This window comes from Anaerofustis stercorihominis (assembly GCF_005844425.1).
Lineage (GTDB): Bacteria > Bacillota > Clostridia > Eubacteriales > Anaerofustaceae > Anaerofustis > Anaerofustis butyriciformans.
Map to the genome: position 1 here is coordinate 1 of NZ_SPHL01000003.1, position 19,341 is coordinate 19,341.

Consider the following 19,341-nt stretch of genomic DNA (forward strand, 5'->3'; position numbering starts at 1 on the left):
ACTTTATTTTTTGAAATTGAATCATTTATTTTATCTATTTTATCAGATAAAGAATTATTAAAATAATTTGATAAATTTATATTATTTTCACTATCTGGATGTTCTTTAAACTTATCAAGTAAAATTTTATATCTGACATTGTTTGTCATGTTATCAAGACTCCTAAGTCCTGAGTATATCGTATCGGCATTATCTGTATTTAAAATATTATTTTGAGTTTTATATTCTTTATCTATCATTACTCCACCGTTTTTTCCTTTAACGGTAGTAATAGGAATTCCTGCATTAGATAACTCCAGTATATCTCTATTTATTGTTCTGATTGAAACATTTAATTTTTTTGCTAAAGATGAAACCGTAACTTTATCTTCTTCAATTAATGTTATAACAATACTAACAAGTCTGTCTATTTTCATATATGTAATATTACCTCTTTTATGTTTACTTTATATTATGATACTACAAAAATATAAAAAAACAAAAGGAGGCAAGCCTCCTTTAAATTCATGTAAAACTAAATATCCACATTCATAGAACAAATTGCAACTCCGCCTGCATCTTCGCATATTATTCCTTGTCTTCCCGCTCTTGAATACACTCCTGCAAATTTTCCATTATAAAGGAAAAGTCCGGGCATATTGTTAAATTCATCAAACACAAATTCCCCACTTTTTTCTTTTAAGAAATTCTTTGTTTTATACATAGGTGCGTATTCTTGAAGGAGATATCCTTTATTTGTATTTTCATCAACAAGTTTTTCAAATTCTTCCTTTGAATAATCAACTCCGGCATATACTCCCCTTGCTCCATATAAATCATCAGGTTTTATTATCCATTTATCCTTATTGTTTACAACTTCATCTCTGTTAAATTCTCCGTCTTTCAACCAGCTTGTTGCAGGAATGTGTTCTTTAATAAATTGAATTTCTTCCTCTGTTAAAAATTCAAAAGTTTCTTTTTGATGCATAATTTTATATATTATCTTATTATGTATAACCTGTGTTCTTATTGAACCGATTATACAAGTCTTTTTGTCTTTTATAGCTTCAATAAAAGCAGGAGCTTTATCGATCTTTTCCATAAGTTCGCTTGTTACGGCTCTTCTGTATACAGCATCAATCTTTACTCCGTCTTTTGAATATAATCCGTTATCATATTTTAACGTTGTTATATCTTCTATTAAAGTCTTATAACCTTTTTTCTCAAATCTTTGTTTAAATATTTTAAACTCTTCATTCGTTGCACTTTCCATAAAATCAACAATAGCAACAGTTGGGTTATCTACCTTATATTCAAAATCTGAGTAAATATTCATAAATTCATCAACCCATGTATCGAAAAGTTCAAAATGTCTTACATTGTATCTTTCACAAAATTTTAAAAATAATTTGTCATCTTTATAAGCATTGTTAAGTTCTCTATCTTCATTCATGGCACTTGCACCGTCGGCATTAAACTCACAAAACTTAAAAGAAAAATCATCTTCATTAAAAAATAAATCTATTCTCGCTATTGGAAGAGGCTGAGAATATCCATTGTCACAAAGAATAAGTTCTTCAAGTTCTTTTGAAAAAGGGAATAGTTTTCTGTAATTCTCATCTTCCATGTATTTATTAATTATTTTGCAAAGAATAGTATGTGTAGTTTTTGCTACATATTCAAAATACTCTATTACTTCATTTGTATAAAGTTTTGGAACATATGGAAATCTTATTGGGCTTCCATGATAAATCGCAGTAGAAGAATTTATATAATCAAAAGCCTTATTATAATTTTCCTTTGAATATTCCAAATCTTCATTTATTAAATCTAAATATTCCTCCGTAAGTTCTCTTACTTTCATCTTACTCTCCTCTTTCTTTTTTCATTTTTAAAGTAAGTTTGTTTTTTGCAAGCTGATAAAATAAATCAACACTTTCTTTTTCTTCTTCATGAAGTTTTTCTTTTGCAACTTCTATCATTTCCATTATTATGTCAGAAGCATACATTCCATAAACTTTAGCTTCATATCCATTTTGTATAATTTCTTCTTTTGCTTTTATAACATCTTCGTTTCTTACAAAACTAAATTTATCTAAAAAATATTTTATTGTTTCTTCATTATAAAATATTCCCTTTATTATTGCCGCATAAGAAAGAGCATAATACATTGGCATACAATCTGCCATTCTTATTTCCACATAATTCTTAAGCCTTACATCAGGGAAAAACATCGATATTAAATGTTCTATATCCTTTTTAGTTATTTCTCTATTTTTATATATATCCTTTATTTTTTTATCTTTTGTATAAATACTGTTACCTTGTTCGTCTTCAATTAAAATTGCAGGAGCATCTAAAATATATTTTGCATAATCTTCAAATCCAAAATCATTATTTAAAGCATCTTTTACAACCATGCTTCTATCTTTGTCTACATCATTCCATATTTCTACCCTAATACAATTTTTCTTATATTCTTCTCCCTCAAATATAAATGTATTATCTGTCATTAAAGAAATTAAAGGTGAAAAAATATTTGCAAGACGGAACTTATTTTTAAAATCCTCTTCACTAAAATAATCAACACTTACTTGAGTTGAAGCAGAACCTTTCATCATGTTCTTACCATGGTTACCTACCGATGAAAAATAATCAAGCATATATTCATAACGTTTTTTAGGTATTAAATTAAGATTATCAACTTTCGACTTAGGTTGATATCCTGAGTATACAAGTTTATAATTTAGTTCTTTTAAAATCGGAGTTATGTTTAAAAGAAAATAACTGTATTCTTCCAATATATCGGCTACTTTTATAAAAGGGCCAATGCTTATTTCAAGCTGACTTGCAGGCTCTAAGGAAATATTTGATTTATTCTTCGAAAGTCCAATAAGATTACCGTCTTTATATACCTTCTCATCAAAAAATGGACTTAATTTTTCGAGAATATATCTTACACCATGTTCTTCATAATAATCTACACTTTCCATATTCTCTTTAACAATAAAATGCTCAAGTTCAACACCTAGAGTTTTATCTTCTTTTTGTTTTATTCCATTTTTAAAATAGTCCACAAACTTCTTTAAATTTATGTCATAATAATTCATAGTGTTACCTTCTTAATCTTCTTTACTCTCTTCAAATTCACTGTTTATTATTTCTTTTGCAAGCTCATAATCTTCTTTATTTACATATATATTAACAGGCATTGCACTTTTTCCAATTATAACCTTTGCTCCGCCAATATCTGTGTCATATTTTAACTTTACTTTTATATTGCAAGAATCAAGAAGCCCTTCTACAACACAGGCTTCAACATCGTTATTTACTTCCATTAAAAACTTCATATTATAATTTTCTTTTATTTTCATACTAAATACCTCGGTTTTATTATAACCTATTGTAAAATTTTTACAAATATATTTTATAATAACACAATTCAATAGTTTAAAAATATTTTTGACAATAAATAATAAATTTTTTATAAATACCCATATTTTGAATAAAATTTTAAATGTATTTTAATATTGAATAATAAATATTTAAAATGTAAAATAATTATATCAAAATAAATTTAAAGAGGTAAATTATGAAGGTATCTGTACTTGGATGTGGTAGATGGGGAACTTTTTTAGGTTGGTATAGTGACAAAATAGGTCATGATGTAACAATATGGGGAAGAGAAAATTCCAATAATTTAAAAGAATTAATAAATACAAGAAAAAACAAATATTTATATTTAAGTGAAAACACAAAGCTAACAACCAATTTAAAAGAAGCTGTTGAAAGTAATGAGATAATTATAATTTCAATTTCCTCACAACAACTAAGAAATCTATTAAAGAATATAAAAGAATTTGATTATAAAGATAAAATTTTTATTCTTTGTATGAAAGGCATCGAAATAGCTACAGGTGACAGACTTACGCAAGTTGTGGAAGAAGTTCTTGGCGAAAATACAAACGTTGCAGTATGGGTTGGACCTGGACATGTTCAAAGTTTTGTAAAAAGAATTCCTAATTGTATGGTTATAGACAGCAAATGCGAAGAAATAACAAATAAAGTAGTTAAAGAATTTTCAAGCGACCTAATAAGACTTTATATAGGAGACGATTTAATCGGAGATGAAATAGGAGCTGCTGCAAAAAATGTAATTGGTATCGCAGCGGGCATGCTTGATGCTGTGGGATACGCTTCACTAAAAGGTGCATTAATGGCAAGAGGAGCAAGAGAAGTTTCAAGACTGATAAAGGCTATGGGAGGACGAGAAATCACTGCTTATGGACTTTGTCACCTGGGAGACTATGAAGCAACACTGTTCAGCGAATTCTCAAACAACAGAAAATACGGAGAAAACTTCGTAAAAGGCACAAATAGTGACAACTATCTTGCAGAAGGAGTGACAACAGCAGAGGCACTTGTTAAATTAAGCAAAAAATATAATATAGATATGCCAATAACCTCCGGAGTAAATGCCGTTCTCAAAGAAGAAGTAAATCCTCATAAAATGTTAAAAGATATGTTTCTCAGAAGCGTAAAAAAAGAATTTTATTAAAATATTTGTATAAAACAAATAATCAAATCTACAATAAAAACATATCGGTTTTAAATAAACAACAAACCGATATGTTTTATATTACCAACATTATTTCTATTTAATTAACATAGCATATAGAGCAATTCATTCTTAAAAATGAAAAGTTTCCAATGCTTTTTCCAACTCACTAAAATCGTTTTTGTCTGTAGTAAAAAGTATATAAACAACATTATCTCCGTTTTGTATCGCATAATATCTTGAATAAGTAGAATAACCTTCTCCCATATCATCTTCATACTCAATCATTATAGCTTCTCTATCATCAATATTTAAATCTATCTTATTTTTTATTTCAACACTTTCTTTTTGAAAAGATATCCAATTATCAATATTATTTTCTATATTATCTTTATATTCGTTTGTATCAAAATAAAAATAATAATTTTTGTTTATATCCTGACTGTTTGAAAAAGAAGTTCCGCCAGAATTATAATCCATCTCATAATCTTCCCATTCTTTAGGTATTTGCATATATGCACTGTCAGTTACTTTCAGCTCTTTACCTAATGTATTGTCGTTTTTAAAAAACATACCCCATAACATAACCATAGATATTAAAAGCGCAATAATAAAAGCACACACTGTTATAATAATCAAAGGTTTTTTGTTAAATGATTTTTTTGACTCAATACCGAATAATTCTTCCTCTCTTCTCTTTTCCTCTTCTTCTTGACGTCTTTGCTCTTTCAATATTTTTTTTTCTTTTCTTGAAATATCCATGTCATTTTCCCCTTTTATGTTATAAAATATAAAATTAAATTTTTAAAAACACTAACATCCCAGAAAATTTTTATGAAAAACTATTTGGTTTTTAAATAATTTATAAGTCCGCCGTTTTTAAGTAACATTCTTTCTCTGTCTGATACAATAAGTCTTAATTTATATTCTTTATTTTTAGTTTCATTTTTAATTATGACTTCATCTGTATCAAGTTGCTTTAATACATCTTTTGCACTTAAAACGTCATCAATGTCTATAGTATCATAATCAGCCTCATCTATAAATGTTAAAGGAACGATACCGTTGTTGATTAAATTATTTTTATGAATTCTTGCAAATGATTTTGCTATAACAACTTTTACACCAAGGTATAAAGGCGCTAGAGCAGCATGTTCTCTACTTGAACCTTGTCCGTAGTTATCTCCTGCAACGATAATTGAACCTTTTTCTTCTGCTTTTGCTTTTGTAGCAAAGTTTTCATCAACAGGTCTTAAGCAGAATTCACTTAAATATTCAATATTTGATCTAAATGGAAGAAGTTTAGCATTTGAAGGCATAATATCATCAGTTGTAATATTATCACCAAGTTTTGTTACTGCTTTTAATTCAAAATCATTATATATAACGCTTGCTTTAGGGAAAGGTTTAATATTTGGACCTTTTACACTGACTTTGTTTTTATCAGGTTTTGGCATAATAAACATATTATCGTTGATAATATATTCACTTGGTTCTTCAACAACAAAGTCAATTTTTCCGTAAGGATCGGCAATTTCACCTTTTATTGCAGAATAAGCAGCAACTTCAGGAGATACAAGGTATACATTTGCATCTACAGTCCCACTTCTACCTTTAAAGTTTCTGTTAAATGTTCTTAGAGATACCCCGCCAGAGTTAGGGCTTTGTCCCATACCAATACAAGGACCACAACCACATTCAAGTATTCTTGCACCTGCATTTATTAAATCAGAAAGTCCGCCGTCTCTTGAAAGCATATCAAGAACTTGTCTTGAACCAGGAGCTATTGTAAGAGATACGTTATCTGCAATTGTTTTTCCCTTAAGTATTTTAGCTGCTGTCATTAAATCTTCATAAGAAGAGTTTGTACAACTTCCGATTGATACTTGAGTTATTTTTGTTCCTTCAAGCTCTTTTACGCTTTTTACATTATCTGGTGAATGAGGACAAGCAGCAAGAGGTTTTAGTTCGCTTAAATTAATTTCAAGATTTTCATCATATTCACAGCCTTCATCAGCACATAAAGGTTTATAATCTTCTTCTCTGTGTTGTGCTTTAAAAAATTTAAGAGTTACTTCGTCTGAAGGGAAAATTGATGTTGTAGCACCAAGTTCCGCACCCATATTTGTAATAGAGCCTCTTTGTGATACTGTTAGAGATTTAACTCCTTCACCATAGTATTCTATAACTTTACCAACTCCACCTTTTACAGAAAGTCTTCTTAAAACTTCAAGAATTACGTCTTTTGCACTAACGCCTTTATCAAGTTTTCCTGTAAGTTTTACCCCTACAACTTTAGGCATTGTTAGATAATATTCACTTCCTGCCATAGCTGCTGCAATATCAAGACCACCGGCGCCAATAGCAATCATACCTACACCACCGCAAGTAGGAGTATGAGAGTCTGAACCAAGAAGTGTTTCACCTGGCATAGAAAATCTTTCAAGGTTAAGTCTATGACATATTCCATTTCCGGGACGAGAATAAATAACCCCGATTTTATCTGTTACTGTTTGAATATATATATGGTCATCCATATTTTCAGGACCTGTTTGAAGCATATTATGGTCAATATAAGCAACAGAACGTTTTGTCTTTACTTTATCATCACTTATTGCTTCATATTGTAAATAAGCCATTGTTCCAGTTGAGTCTTGAGTAAGTGTATTATCTATTCTTATTGAAATACCTTCTCCGGCTACCATGTTCCCACTTACAAGATGACTTTCAAGTATTTTATATGTAAGAGTCTTTTTCATAAATTTATCTCCTTAAAATTTCATTTAATCTATATTATCAAAAAAATTTGGAATTTTCAATAAATAATAGAAATATATAAACATGAAAACGTATATTTATGCAAAAATAATAAAATAATAATTATATATAATAGGGATTTTTAAATGAGAATTTATTTTTATATAAGATACCATATGTATAAAAATTAATATATGTAATTATAAATTTATAAAATAAAACAAGTATATATATTATTTATAAATAAGTTTCTTAAAAATATCTTATTTTTAAACTACTTATATTTTAAATAAGATTTGTTTAAAATATAATGAATAATTAAAAAAAGGAAGTTTGTCATGATTAGGCTAAATTTAAAGTATTTACTACAAAAAGAAAACAAAACAAGATATTGGTTAATGAAGCAGTTAAACAGTAACTACACAACTGTAAACAAACTCGTTGAAAACGAGACTACAAAAATTACTTTCGATATGCTTGAAAGACTGTTAAAAGTATTTGACTGCAAAATTGAAGATTTGTTAATCGATGATGAAGAAAACAAAAACGAATAAAAAACTCCTTATGGAGTTTTTTTATTTACTGTAAGATATCAACATCTTTTAAAAATCGTTTAAACATGCTATAATAAACCATCAAAACATATATGAGGAAAGAATATGAAAGATTTAAAAAATTATTTATTTGAAAATATTTTACCTTACGTAGAAAAACCATCAAGATATATCGGAGATGAATTTAACAGCGAAAAGCCAAAGGAAAATCCTGCGGTTAGATTTGCTTTTTGTTTCCCTGATATATATGAAATAGGAATGTCACACCTTGGAATGAAAATACTTTATGAAGTATTAAATAATATGGATGATGTAATGTGTGAAAGAGTATTTGCTCCAAACATGGACATGGTTAACCTTATGAGAGAACACAACTTCCCATTATATACTTTGGAAAGTTTCTCAAAAGTATCAGACAGTGATTTTGTAGGTTTTACAATACAATTTGAAATGTGCCTTACAACAGTTCTGTTAATGCTTGATCTTGCAGGGATTCCATTCCTTGCAAAAGACAGAACTGAAGATGATCCTCTTGTTGTTTGCGGAGGTCCTTGCACATGTAATCCAGAACCATTTGCAGACTTTTTTGATTTGATGATGCTTGGAGAAGGAGAAGAAGTATTACCTCACTTAATGGAATTATATAAGAATTCTTCTTCAAAAAAAGATTTCCTTATAAAAGCCAGTGAAGTTACGGGAGTATATATTCCAAACCTTAAAGAAATAAAACAAGAAAAAGTAGAAAAATCTATTATTGAAAGTATGAACAACGTATACACAATAAAAAAACCGGTTGTTCCATACACTCCGGCAGTACATGACAGAATAACACTTGAAGTGATGCGTGGATGTTTCAGAGGATGTAGATTTTGCCAAGCAGGAATGATATATCGTCCCGTAAGACAAAAATCTCTAGAAAACTTACAAAAGGAAGCAAAAGCTTTAATAGAAAATACAGGGTATGAAGAAATGTCTCTTTCAAGCCTTAGCACAACAGACCATTTTCATTGTATGGATTTAATAAAACATCTTGTTTCAACTTATAAAGATAAGAAAGTAAATATTTCTCTTCCATCTCTTAGAATGGATCAATTCTCTCTTGAATTATCTGAAGAACTTGGAAATCAAAAGAAAGGTTCTCTTACTTTTGCCCCTGAAGCAGGAAGCCAAAGAATGAGAAATATAATAAATAAAAACTTAACCGAAGAAGAAATCTTATCAACAATAAAACAAGTATTTGAAACAGGATACTCAAAAATAAAACTTTATTTTATGATAGGCCTACCATACGAAACAGATGAAGATATAAAAGGTATTGCAGACCTTGCACAAAAAATAATTGATGTATATTACAGCATAGATAAAAAGAAAAGAGCAAAACCATTTAAACTTACTGTAAGCACATCGTGTTTTGTTCCAAAACCTTTTACGGCATTTCAGTGGTTCCCTCAAAACACAATGGAAGAATTTCACAGAAAACAACAATATCTAAAATCTGTAATGCCAAAGCAAGTAACATATAATTATCATGACAGTAAGCTTTCAATGCTTGAAGCAGTGCTTGCAAAGGGAGACAGGAGCTTGTCACAGGCGATAATAAACGCATATAATAACGGATGTGTATTTGACTCATGGTTTGATCATTTCAACTATGAAGGCTGGATAAAAGCCTTAAAAGAGATGGGAATAGATGCACAGGAATATGCATCAAGAAAGCTTAGTTATGAAGATGAACTTCCTTGGGATAAATTCGATTATCATGTAGATAAAGAATTCTTAATAAGGGAAAATGAAAAAGCAAAAAAAGAAACCACAACCCCGCCTTGTCATAAACAATGCTCGGCTTGTGGGATAAGCAAAGCATATGGGAGGTGTAAATTTGAAGTATAGACTTAAATATATAAAAGTAGATAATCTCGTTTTTATATCTCATCTTGATATACTAAATGTAGTACAAAGATCATTTAGAAGAGCAGGAATGGATCTTGAACATTCAAAAGGTTTTAACCCTCATCCAAAAGTACACTTTGCCCCACCGCTGCCTTTATTTACATCTTCTAAGGGAGAATATATGGATGTTGAAACTAAAGAAGATTATGAAACTAATGAACTAATGGAAAGATTAAACAATGCTCTTCCTGATAATCTTCAAATAATAAAGGCAGAAAAACTTGAAGAAGGTTCAAAAACACTCGGGAAAGTTCTTGACAGTGCCATATATCAAATAAAAATATATATAAGTGAAGAAAATAATAATCTTGATGATAAAATAAATGACTTTATAAAAAATTCCATTGAATTAAATATAACAAAAATAAATAAAAAAGGAAGAGAAGTAACAAGAGACATAAAACCAAATATATTTGATTTTACATGTGAACAAGAAAATAATGTATTAATCATAAACACTACTCTTTCTTTAAGAATAAATGAAATTTTATCACCAAATGATTTATTAAAACTTTTAAGAGAAAACTTTGAAGAAATTGAAAAAGCAAACAAAGTAAAGTTGGAAAAAAAAGATACAATACTATTTCCAAACTAAAATATGTATGCTATAATAAATTGAATATGTGAAAAATAATAGGTTACAAAATATATGGAGGTATATAATTTATGATTTCAGCAGGCGATTTTAGAAATGGTGTAACATTTGAAATGGACGGAGACGTATTTACAATTGTTCAATTTCAACATGTAAAACCAGGAAAAGGAAGCGCTTTCGTAAGAGCAAAAATAAAAAACATTAAAACAGGTTCAACTGTAGAAAAAACATTTTCACCAAACGAAAAATATCCAAAAGCAGAAATTACAACAAAAGAAATGCAATATTTATACAACGATGGTGAATTATACTATTTCATGGATGGTGAAACTTTTGACCAAATTCCACTTAACTACGACCAAGTAGCAGATGCTATTATCTACTTAAAAGAAAATGATAATGCTACAATCAGATTCCATGCGGGAGAAGCTTTCAGCGTGGCACCTCCATTATTTGTTGAATTAGAAATAACTCAAACAGAACCTGGTTTTAAAGGTGATACAGCTCAAGGTGCAACAAAACCTGCAACTGTAGAAACAGGCGCTCAAGTTAACGTTCCTTTATTCGTTGAAGAAGGAGATATCATCAGAATCGATACAAGAACTGGTGAATACATGGAAAGAGTTAAATAGTAAAAAATATAAGACCGCAATATGCGGTCTTTTTTAATTAAAGAAATTACCATTTAAAGATAATAAAAAACAATTTACTTGATTTTATAGACCTTTTTAGATATTATTAATAAGTAAATAATTAGGAGTGGTATCGAAGTGGTCATAACGGGATTGATTGGAAATCAATTGTACTCTTATCGGGGTACCGTGGGTTCGAATCCCACCCACTCCGCCATAATTTATAAGCCTTAGAGCTTTTTTTATTTATCATAAAAACATAAGAAAAGACTGTTAAGAATTCTTAACAGTCTTTTTTATTTTTATAAATATATAAACTTCCTATTGCCATTAAAGATATTAAAAGCAAAGTAACATAAGCTATAACATTATTCTCATCTGATGTATTAACTAAAGAAGCTGTTGTCTTATCGTTTCTATCACCGTTTGAGATAATATAATCAGGGTCTTCGTATCCACAAACACTGCATTTCCCGTTTACATAATTATGAGCTTCAAATACAGCAGTAATTATAACATCACTATTTGGCATTGTAAATGTAGTTTCTACTTCATTTATATTAGAAAAAACAATATCGTTTCCGCTCGTTATGCTCCATGAAGTAAAATGTCCGTTCTTATTATTATCATTTGCTTTTATGCTTACTATTTCACCTTCTCCAAAATTACCGCTTCCACTTCCATTTTCAACGGTTAATTTATATATTCCTTTGATTATATCTTTATAATTGATCCAGTCATTTGAACTTTTATATTCTTCAACCAAAGCAGAAGGAACATAAATAACAGAAAGACTATTACAATTATAAAAAATATCATCTCCAATAGATACAGGAGTTTCACTCAATAAATAAACCTTTTTAAGCAAAGTACAATTTTCAAATGCATATCTTTCTATTGATGTAACATTCTTTGGAATTGTTATTTCACTTAAAGAACTACATCCATCAAAAGTATATTTACTAATTGATGTCACTCCATCCGGTATGTTTATATTTGTTAATGAAGAGCAGTCTTCAAAAGCGTACTCTCCTATTGATGTTACATTATTTGGAATTGTTATTTCCTTTAAGGAACTGCATCCTTCAAAGGCAGAACTTCCTATTTTTGTTACTTTATCCGGAATGATTACTTCACTTAATGAACTGCATTCTCTAAATAGATAACTGCTGATTGATGTTACTCCACCTGGTATATTTACCTTTGTTAATAAAGTACAGCCTGAAAATACAGAACTTCCTAATGTTGTTACAGTATCTGGAATGGTTATTTCACTTAAAGATCTACATCCTTTAAAGGCAGACCCATTAATTGATGTAATTCCATCTGACATAGTTACCTTGCTTAATGAATAACAATCTTCAAAGGCAGAACTTCCTATTGTTGTCACACTGCTTGGAATTACTATTTCACTTAATGATTTACACCCATCAAATGTATAATTATTAATTGATGTCACTCCATCCGGTATGTTTATATTTGTTAATGAATAGCAATTTTTAAATGCAAATGTACCTATTGATGTTACACTATCTGGTATATTTATTTCTTCTAGTGCTTCGCATGATTGAAATGCATAATCGCCTATTTTCGTTACATTACCTAAAATGTTTACTTTACTTAAGGCTTTACACTCAAAAAATGCATAATTACTAATAGAGGTTACCCCCTTAGGTATTGTTATTTCATTTAATAAGATACACCCTTGAAATGCACTTTCCTCAATAGAGGTTACATTTTCAGGTATTGTTATTTCACTTAAAGCTCTACACCCGAAAAATGATAAAGTACCTATTGATGTCACGCTATCCGGTATGGTTATTTCACTTAATGAGTAGCATTTGTAAAATGTATTTTCGTTTATTCTACTTACTCCGTTAGGTATATTTATTTTAGTTAATGAAGAGCAGTTTGCAAATGCATTTGTCTCAATCGATGTTACACTATCTGGTATGGTTATTTCAGTTAATGCCTCACATAACTGAAAAGTACTGTCTTTGATTGATGTTAAATTATTAGATAATGTTACGTTTTCAAGTCCATAACAATATTTAAACACCCATCCTCCCATTGAAGTTACACTGTCTGGAATTACTATTTCCTTTAACGCTTCACAACTTTCAAAAGCAGAGTCTCCAATATGTGTAAGAGTGTTTGGAAGTTCTATATTTGTTAATGAGGAACAAGCATAAAAACCTTGACTATCGATTTCGGTAATCGCATACTCTGTTCCATTCCCGTCTCTTATTTCTCCCGTTAAATCAAGAGTTGTAAAACTTCCTTTTTGATTTGCTCCTATGGTTAAACTATTTCCGTCAGCCGTTACATTATTTATTACTAATTGAGTATTTTCACTGTTTGTTAATGTTTGGTTTTGTGCATTATACGTCCAGTCGTCTGATGCAGCAAAGCTTTCCTTTGGAATAAAAAGGAATATAAAGGCAAAACATATAGCAAGCATACATAAACATTTGAGTAATTTCTTCTTCATGGCTTTCTCCTTTAATTTTAACGTTATAATTATTTTATCATATTTACTAATCATTTGTATACTACCCATTTTTTATTAAAAATGGGCAAAAATATATACCATTTAAAATTTAATAATTATTTCTAATAAAATAATTTAATAAAAGGTTATAAATTAAAATGTATTTCTACAAAAAAAAAGAGCTTATAAAAGCTCTTTTTTATTGTTTTTTTCTTCTGTTAAATTCTTTTAATGGAATAGTGCTTCCGTCTTCTCTTTCAACAACAATATTATCAACGGTATTTTTGAAATTTCTTCTTATATTACCAAGATAAATTTTATATAGCTCCTGTTGTTCTTTTAATTCTTCTTCACTAAGACCAACAGTTTTCTTCTTTTTTGCTAGTTCATTTATTCTATCAATTTGTTTTTTATCCATTATTCTTCCTCATCAACAACTTCAATACCAAGTTCTTCAAGTTGTTCTTCACTTACGATACTTGGAGCATCTGACATTAAGCAAGAGTGGTTTTGAGTTTTAGGGAATGCAATAACGTCTCTTATGTTTTCTGTTCCAACTAAAAGCATGATCATTCTATCTAAACCAAATGCTAATCCACCATGTGGAGGTGTTCCGTATTTTAAAGCTTTTAACAAGAAACCGAATTTATTTTCAGCTTCTTCATCAGAGAAACCAAGAACATTGAATACTCTTTGTTGTACATCACCTGAATGGATTCTGATACTTCCTCCACCCATTTCAACTCCATTTACTACAAGGTCATAAGCTTTTGCTCTTACACTTGCAGGATCACTTTCAAGTTTATCAAGATCTTCATCCATAGGAGCTGTGAAAGGATGATGCATTGCTTTAAATCTCTTTTCATTTTCATCATATTCAAACATTGGGAAGTTTGTAACCCATAAGAAATTGAATCCTTCATCCATTTTCACATCTGCTTTTTTAGCAATATGAAGTCTTAAGTTTCCTAAAGAATCGTAAACAACCTTATTTTTATCTGCAACGATAAATACGATATCTCCGTTTTCTGCTTTAGCTCTTTCTAAAATACCATTTGTTTCTTCTTCACTTAAGAATTTTGTAATTTGAGATTTAATTGAACCGTCTTCATTTACAGCAATCCAAGCAAGACCTTTTGCACCATATGTTTTAACATAATCAACTAATGCGTCAATATCTCTTCTAGAGAAGAAACTTGCAAGACCTTTTGCATTTATTGCTCTTACGCTTCCGCCATTTTTGATTGGACCTGCAAATACATTAAATTTACAATCTTTTAATAGGTCACTTAAATCAAAAAGTTCCATTCCAAATCTTGTATCAGGTTTATCAGAACCAAATCTATCCATTGCTTCTTGATATTCCATTCTCATAATAGGAGTTTCAATATCATAATCAATTATGTCTTTGAAAATCTTTTTAACAAGTCTTTCGTTTACGTCAATTACATCATCAACATCAACAAAACTCATTTCAAGGTCAATTTGAGTAAATTCCGGTTGTCTGTCTTGTCTTAAGTCTTCATCTCTAAAGCATTTAACTATTTGATAATATCTATCCATTCCTGCAACCATTAAAATTTGTTTAAATAATTGAGGTGATTGAGGAAGACCAAAGAATTTACCTTTTCTTACTCTACTTGGAACAAGGAAGTCCCTTGCACCTTCTGGTGTAGGTTTTCCAAGGAAAGGAGTTTCAATTTCCAAAAATCCTTCACTATCTAAGAAATTTCTTACAACAGAACATGTTTTTGCTCTTGTAATAAGATTATTTTTTATTTTATCTTTTCTAAGGTCTAAGAATCTATATTCAAGTCTTGTTGCTTCATTTGCATTATCTGTTTCATCAATGTAAATAGGTGGTGTATTTGCTGTATCAAGAACTTCCATTGTATCAAGTTTAAGCTCAAGTTCACCTGTTTCAATATTTGGATTGAAGTTTTCTTCATCTCTTAAAACAACTTCCCCTGTTACTTTAAGTACATATTCATTTCTAATGTGTTCTGCTTTTTCAAATACTTCTTTATTAAGTTCACTGTTTGCAACTAATTGCATAATACCGCTTCTGTCTCTTAAATGAATGAAAATAACCCCTCCAAGGTCTCTTCTTCTTTGTACCCATCCTGCAAGGGTAACTGTTTTACCTAAATCTTCTTTTGTTATTTCAGCACACATACATGTTCTATAACTTGTTTTTCTCTTCATCTTACTCTCCTAATTTTTCTTTTATATATTCAAATAAATTTTCTATATTAACTTCTTCTTGTTCTTTAGAGCGCATATCTCTTAGAGTATAAACTCCTTTTTGAAGTTCATCTTCACCTAAAATTGCAGTATATTTTGTATTAACTTTATTTGCATATTTCATTTGAGCCTTTAAACTTCTATCCATAACATCAATACTTGCTTTAATACCGCTATCTGTAAGTTTCTTAAATGTCTTAAAAGCAACTTTTGAAGCTTCTTTTCCAACAGGAGCCAAATATACATCAATCTCATCATCTTCTAAGTCATTTAAAAGTCCTTGTTCTTCCATAATAAGCATTAATCTTTCAAGACCAAGCCCAAATCCAACTCCGGGAGTATCAGGACCGCCTATCATCTTAACAAGACCGTTATATCTTCCTCCGCCGCATACTGTTCCTTGTGAGCCTAAATCGGTAGAAACAAACTCAAAAGCCGTTTGAGTGTAATAATCAAGTCCTCTTACTATTTTAGGATCTACAACAAACTCAATTTCAGCATTTGAAAGATAATCTTTTACACTTTCAAAATGTTCATTACATTCTTCACATAAATAATCAACCATTAAAGGTGCATCTTTAAGAAGTGTTTTGCAATGTTCGTTTTTACAGTCTAAAATTCTCATTGGATTTTTATTAAGTCTATCCCTGCAGTCTTCACAAAGTTCATTTTCAAATGGTTTTACATATTCTTTTAACTTTTCATAATATGCGCTTCTGCATTTTGGACAGCCTACACTGTTTATTCTAAGTTCTAAGCCTTTTATTCCAAGTTTATTAAATAAAGTACTTACAAGCATTATTACTTCAGCATCCATACTTGCAGAATATGAGCCTATTGCTTCAATACCAAATTGATGGAATTGTCTTTGTCTTCCTTTTTGAGGTCTTTCACTTCTAAAACACGATGTAATGTAATATAGTTTTGTAGGTGTAATCCCGCTTGACATACCATGTTCAATATAAGCTCTTATTACTGAACTTGTTCCTTCTGGTTTAAGAGCAAATACATCTTTTCCTCTATGATTTAGCGTATACATTTCTTTACTTACAATGTCAGTGCTTTCTCCTACCCCTCTGTCAAAAAGTGCATAATGTTCAAAATCAGGCACTCTAATTTGCTTATAGTTAAATGTTTTGCATATTTCTTTTATTTTACCTTCAACCATTTCCCATGCTTTTACTTCATCAGGTAAAAGGTCTCTTGTTCCTTTAGGTGCAAATATCTTACTTCCCATTTTATTTCCCTTTCTATATAAAATAAGCCCCTGACATAAAAATTATGTCAGGGACGAGAATTCATTTCCCGCGGTGCCACCCCAATTGGTATAATACCCGCTTTTTATTAAATTGTTAAGCGTATGTGTAAGTTGTTTTTCAAAGTAACAGAGCATAAAAAATGCTTCCAGTCACGGCATTTTCTCCCTGATATGATGTTAAATCTACTCTTCTTACCGCTTATAATCAAGTATTTCTATTATAATTTTATTAAGCCCTATTGTCAACAAATAAGATTAAAAATATACAGTTATTTTATATTTTTTATTTATAACTTTTAAAACTTCATTTAATAATTATCAAAATCTTTTCTATTTTATATATTACATAAATTTTATATTTTTTTATTATATATTTAAACGTTTAAATGCAAATATGATATAATTAAAAAAATAATAAAGGGGGAAATTATTATGCCAGAAGTAAACGAAGTTTTAATATGGACATTTGCGGCAGAATGCCCTATGCCTGCAGATGTACAAGAATTACTTGTAGAAGGAGAACAGCCGGTAGCTGCATATAAAACAATAAGAGACAGCGCTATTTTTACAACAAAAAGACTTATTGTAAGAGATGCTCAAGGGCTTAAAGGGAAAAAAGTAGAAATATATTCTCTTCCTTATACATCAATAGAAATGTGGAGTACAGAAAACGCTGGAGGATTTTTAGACGCTACAGCCGAAGTTGAATCATGGACAAAAGTTGGACATATAAAAGTAAACTTAAGAAAAGGTGTGGACATAAGAAAATTTGACAAATTAATATCAAATGCTATTCTAAAATAATTTTTTTATGTTTATTGACAATATTTTATTATAATGATAATATTTAATAAAATAATAAATAGCAGGGGAGCTTACGCGTAGGCTGAGAAAAAAAACGATCGAATTTTGACCCTTAACGTCGTATGGATAATGCCATGATATGTATGCTCATAACACTGTAAATTTTAAGCTTATCCATTTGGATAAGCTTTTTTTATTAAAGGAGAGAAAAATGAATTACACAACACAAATGGATGCGGCAAAAAAAGGTATCATTACAAAAGAAATGGAAATCGTCGCAAAAAAAGAACATATGGATATTGACAAATTGGTTAAGCTTGTGGCTGAGGGAAAAGTTATAATCCCATGCAATAAAAACCACAAGTGCATTGACCCAAACGGTGTAGGTTCTATGCTTACAACAAAAATCAATGTAAATCTTGGAGTATCGAGAGACTTTAAAGATATGGACCTTGAAGTTGAAAAAGTAAACAATGCTGTAAAAATGGGTGCAGAATCAATCATGGACTTATCTTCTTATGGAGATACAAGAAAATTCAGAAGAAGACTTACAAGTGAATGCCCTGCAATGATAGGAACTGTGCCAATTTACGATGCGGTTGTATACTATCATAAACCTCTTATAAAAATTACTGCAAAAGAATGGCTTGATATTGTAAGAATGCATGCAGAAGACGGTGTTGACTTTATGACAATACACTGCGGAATTAATAAAGAAACAATAACTAAATTTAAAAGAAACAAAAGACTTACAAATATCGTATCAAGAGGTGGTTCAATCATCTTTGCATGGATGGAAATGACAGGAGAAGAAAACCCATTCTATGAATATTATGATGAAGTTTTAGATATTTGTAGAGAATATGATGTAACTATGAGTCTTGGTGATGCTTGCCGTCCAGGTTCAATAGCAGACGGAACAGACGCAGCTCAAATCGAAGAACTTATAACTCTTGGAGAACTTACAAAAAGAGCATGGGAAAAAGATGTTCAAGTAATGATTGAAGGCCCTGGACATATGCCTCTAAACCAAATAGCAGCAAATATGGAAATACAAAAAACACTTTGTCACGGTGCACCTTTCTATGTACTAGGACCTATAGTAACCGACGTAGCTCCTGGATATGACCATATAACATCTGCAATCGGTGGAGCAATCGCGGCTACATACGGAGCAAGTTTCCTTTGCTACGTAACCCCTGCAGAACATTTAAGACTTCCTAACTTAGATGATGTTAAAGAAGGAATCATCGCAACAAAAATTGCAGCTCACGCAGCTGATATTGCAAAGGGCGTTCCTCATGCAGCTGACTGGGATAACGAAATGAGTACAGCAAGAAAGAAACTTGATTGGGAGAAAATGTTTGAACTTTGTATGGATCCTGAAAAAGCAAGAAGATACAGAGAAGAATCAAAGCCGGAAAAAGAAGATACATGTTCAATGTGCGGTAACTTCTGTGCAGTTAAAAATACAAACAGAATTTTGGAAGGCGAAATCGTAAGTATCTTTGATGAATAA

The 19,341-nt window shown here is 30.1% G+C and carries 17 protein-coding genes and 1 tRNA gene; 8 read left to right on the plus strand and 10 right to left on the minus strand.

What is annotated here, in order from left to right:
• The 4 genes from FGQ49_RS01445 to FGQ49_RS01460 all read right to left on the minus strand — a co-directional run.
• The coding region (locus FGQ49_RS01445) for a helix-turn-helix transcriptional regulator (protein WP_138268148.1) at window positions 1-416 on the minus strand (416 nt) is incomplete at its 3' end.
• A gap of 98 nt (window positions 417-514) precedes the next feature.
• On the minus strand, window positions 515-1,843 hold the full coding sequence (locus FGQ49_RS01450; RefSeq protein WP_138268149.1) for a glutathionylspermidine synthase family protein: 1,329 nt from the start codon (window positions 1,841-1,843) through the stop codon (window positions 515-517).
• A 1-nt stretch (window position 1,844) separates the two neighbouring features.
• Window positions 1,845-3,089 (minus strand): glutamate-cysteine ligase family protein, encoded by a 1,245-nt coding sequence (locus FGQ49_RS01455; RefSeq protein WP_138268150.1) that lies wholly within the window; start codon window positions 3,087-3,089, stop codon window positions 1,845-1,847.
• Window positions 3,090-3,101: 12 nt separating this feature from the next.
• Window positions 3,102-3,353 carry a putative signal transducing protein gene (locus tag FGQ49_RS01460; RefSeq protein ID WP_138268151.1) on the minus strand — a complete coding sequence of 84 codons (252 nt, stop codon included), beginning with the start codon at window positions 3,351-3,353 and terminating at the stop codon, window positions 3,102-3,104.
• Between the two features lie 218 nt (window positions 3,354-3,571).
• On the opposite strand from FGQ49_RS01460, the gene FGQ49_RS01465 reads away from it, so the two are divergent.
• Window positions 3,572-4,537 carry an NAD(P)H-dependent glycerol-3-phosphate dehydrogenase gene (locus tag FGQ49_RS01465; RefSeq protein ID WP_138268152.1) on the plus strand — a complete coding sequence of 322 codons (966 nt, stop codon included), beginning with the start codon at window positions 3,572-3,574 and terminating at the stop codon, window positions 4,535-4,537.
• A 132-nt stretch (window positions 4,538-4,669) separates the two neighbouring features.
• On the opposite strand, the gene FGQ49_RS01470 is transcribed toward FGQ49_RS01465, so the two are convergent.
• Window positions 4,670-5,299 carry a hypothetical protein gene (locus tag FGQ49_RS01470; RefSeq protein WP_138268153.1) on the minus strand — a complete coding sequence of 210 codons (630 nt, stop codon included), beginning with the start codon at window positions 5,297-5,299 and terminating at the stop codon, window positions 4,670-4,672.
• An 80-nt stretch (window positions 5,300-5,379) separates the two neighbouring features.
• On the minus strand, window positions 5,380-7,296 hold the full coding sequence (locus FGQ49_RS01475) for an aconitate hydratase (protein WP_138268154.1): 1,917 nt from the start codon (window positions 7,294-7,296) through the stop codon (window positions 5,380-5,382).
• A 336-nt stretch (window positions 7,297-7,632) separates the two neighbouring features.
• Here FGQ49_RS01475 and FGQ49_RS01480 point away from each other — a divergent pair, with 336 nt between their 5' ends.
• The 5 genes from FGQ49_RS01480 (at window position 7,633) to FGQ49_RS01500 (ending at window position 11,242) form a co-directional block, all read left to right on the plus strand.
• Window positions 7,633-7,848 (plus strand): helix-turn-helix domain-containing protein, encoded by a 216-nt coding sequence (locus FGQ49_RS01480; RefSeq protein ID WP_138268155.1) that lies wholly within the window; start codon window positions 7,633-7,635, stop codon window positions 7,846-7,848.
• A 105-nt stretch (window positions 7,849-7,953) separates the two neighbouring features.
• Window positions 7,954-9,738, plus strand: a complete 1,785-nt coding sequence (locus tag FGQ49_RS01485; RefSeq protein ID WP_138268156.1) for a TIGR03960 family B12-binding radical SAM protein — start codon at window positions 7,954-7,956, stop codon at window positions 9,736-9,738.
• Window positions 9,728-10,393, plus strand: coding sequence for a TIGR03936 family radical SAM-associated protein (locus FGQ49_RS01490; protein WP_171020554.1), 666 nt, complete (start codon window positions 9,728-9,730; stop codon window positions 10,391-10,393). The genes FGQ49_RS01485 and FGQ49_RS01490 overlap by 11 nt, the downstream gene beginning before the upstream one ends.
• Window positions 10,394-10,464: 71 nt before the next feature.
• A complete protein-coding gene (gene efp / locus FGQ49_RS01495; protein WP_138268158.1) occupies window positions 10,465-11,025 on the plus strand; it encodes an elongation factor P in 561 nt (186 codons plus the stop codon).
• A 124-nt stretch (window positions 11,026-11,149) separates the two neighbouring features.
• A tRNA-Ser gene (locus tag FGQ49_RS01500) sits at window positions 11,150-11,242 on the plus strand.
• Between the two features lie 66 nt (window positions 11,243-11,308).
• Here FGQ49_RS01500 and FGQ49_RS01505 read toward each other — a convergent pair.
• The 4 genes from FGQ49_RS01505 to hisS all read right to left on the minus strand — a co-directional run bounded on the left by FGQ49_RS01505 (window position 11,309) and on the right by hisS (window position 16,997).
• The gene (locus FGQ49_RS01505; RefSeq protein ID WP_171020555.1) at window positions 11,309-13,516 is read right to left on the minus strand and encodes a leucine-rich repeat protein; all 2,208 of its coding nucleotides are present in this window, start codon (window positions 13,514-13,516) and stop codon (window positions 11,309-11,311) included.
• 199 nt (window positions 13,517-13,715) lie between these two features.
• Window positions 13,716-13,934, minus strand: coding sequence for a DUF896 domain-containing protein (locus tag FGQ49_RS01510; protein ID WP_138268160.1), 219 nt, complete (start codon window positions 13,932-13,934; stop codon window positions 13,716-13,718).
• Entirely contained in the window at window positions 13,934-15,721 is a 1,788-nt protein-coding gene (aspS, locus tag FGQ49_RS01515; protein WP_138268161.1) for an aspartate--tRNA ligase, read from the minus strand. The genes FGQ49_RS01510 and aspS overlap by 1 nt, the downstream gene beginning before the upstream one ends.
• A 1-nt stretch (window position 15,722) precedes the next feature.
• A complete protein-coding gene (gene hisS / locus FGQ49_RS01520; RefSeq protein WP_138268162.1) occupies window positions 15,723-16,997 on the minus strand; it encodes a histidine--tRNA ligase in 1,275 nt (424 codons plus the stop codon).
• A gap of 453 nt (window positions 16,998-17,450) precedes the next feature.
• Between hisS and FGQ49_RS01525 the strand changes: the two genes are divergently transcribed.
• Together FGQ49_RS01525 and thiC are read left to right on the plus strand one after the other, a co-directional pair.
• Window positions 17,451-17,822 (plus strand): PH domain-containing protein, encoded by a 372-nt coding sequence (locus FGQ49_RS01525; RefSeq protein ID WP_138268163.1) that lies wholly within the window; start codon window positions 17,451-17,453, stop codon window positions 17,820-17,822.
• A 211-nt stretch (window positions 17,823-18,033) separates the two neighbouring features.
• Entirely contained in the window at window positions 18,034-19,341 is a 1,308-nt protein-coding gene (gene thiC / locus FGQ49_RS01530; RefSeq protein WP_138268164.1) for a phosphomethylpyrimidine synthase ThiC, read from the plus strand.

Bases quoted from the DNA above. Each gene is read 5' to 3' on its own strand.
- FGQ49_RS01475 (WP_138268154.1), bottom strand. From the start codon at position 7,296: ATGAAAAAGACTCTTACATATAAAATACTTGAAAGTCATCTTGTAAGT.
- FGQ49_RS01510 (WP_138268160.1), bottom strand. From the start codon at position 13,934: ATGGATAAAAAACAAATTGATAGAATAAATGAACTAGCAAAAAAGAAG.
- FGQ49_RS01505 (WP_171020555.1), bottom strand. From the start codon at position 13,516: ATGAAGAAGAAATTACTCAAATGTTTATGTATGCTTGCTATATGTTTT.
- hisS (WP_138268162.1), bottom strand. From the start codon at position 16,997: ATGGGAAGTAAGATATTTGCACCTAAAGGAACAAGAGACCTTTTACCT.
- aspS (WP_138268161.1), bottom strand. From the start codon at position 15,721: ATGAAGAGAAAAACAAGTTATAGAACATGTATGTGTGCTGAAATAACA.
- FGQ49_RS01450 (WP_138268149.1), bottom strand. From the start codon at position 1,843: ATGAAAGTAAGAGAACTTACGGAGGAATATTTAGATTTAATAAATGAA.
- FGQ49_RS01470 (WP_138268153.1), bottom strand. From the start codon at position 5,299: ATGGATATTTCAAGAAAAGAAAAAAAAATATTGAAAGAGCAAAGACGT.
- FGQ49_RS01465 (WP_138268152.1), top strand. From the start codon at position 3,572: ATGAAGGTATCTGTACTTGGATGTGGTAGATGGGGAACTTTTTTAGGT.
- FGQ49_RS01485 (WP_138268156.1), top strand. From the start codon at position 7,954: ATGAAAGATTTAAAAAATTATTTATTTGAAAATATTTTACCTTACGTA.
- FGQ49_RS01455 (WP_138268150.1), bottom strand. From the start codon at position 3,089: ATGAATTATTATGACATAAATTTAAAGAAGTTTGTGGACTATTTTAAA.
- efp (WP_138268158.1), top strand. From the start codon at position 10,465: ATGATTTCAGCAGGCGATTTTAGAAATGGTGTAACATTTGAAATGGAC.
- FGQ49_RS01480 (WP_138268155.1), top strand. From the start codon at position 7,633: ATGATTAGGCTAAATTTAAAGTATTTACTACAAAAAGAAAACAAAACA.
- FGQ49_RS01460 (WP_138268151.1), bottom strand. From the start codon at position 3,353: ATGAAAATAAAAGAAAATTATAATATGAAGTTTTTAATGGAAGTAAAT.
- thiC (WP_138268164.1), top strand. From the start codon at position 18,034: ATGAATTACACAACACAAATGGATGCGGCAAAAAAAGGTATCATTACA.
- FGQ49_RS01525 (WP_138268163.1), top strand. From the start codon at position 17,451: ATGCCAGAAGTAAACGAAGTTTTAATATGGACATTTGCGGCAGAATGC.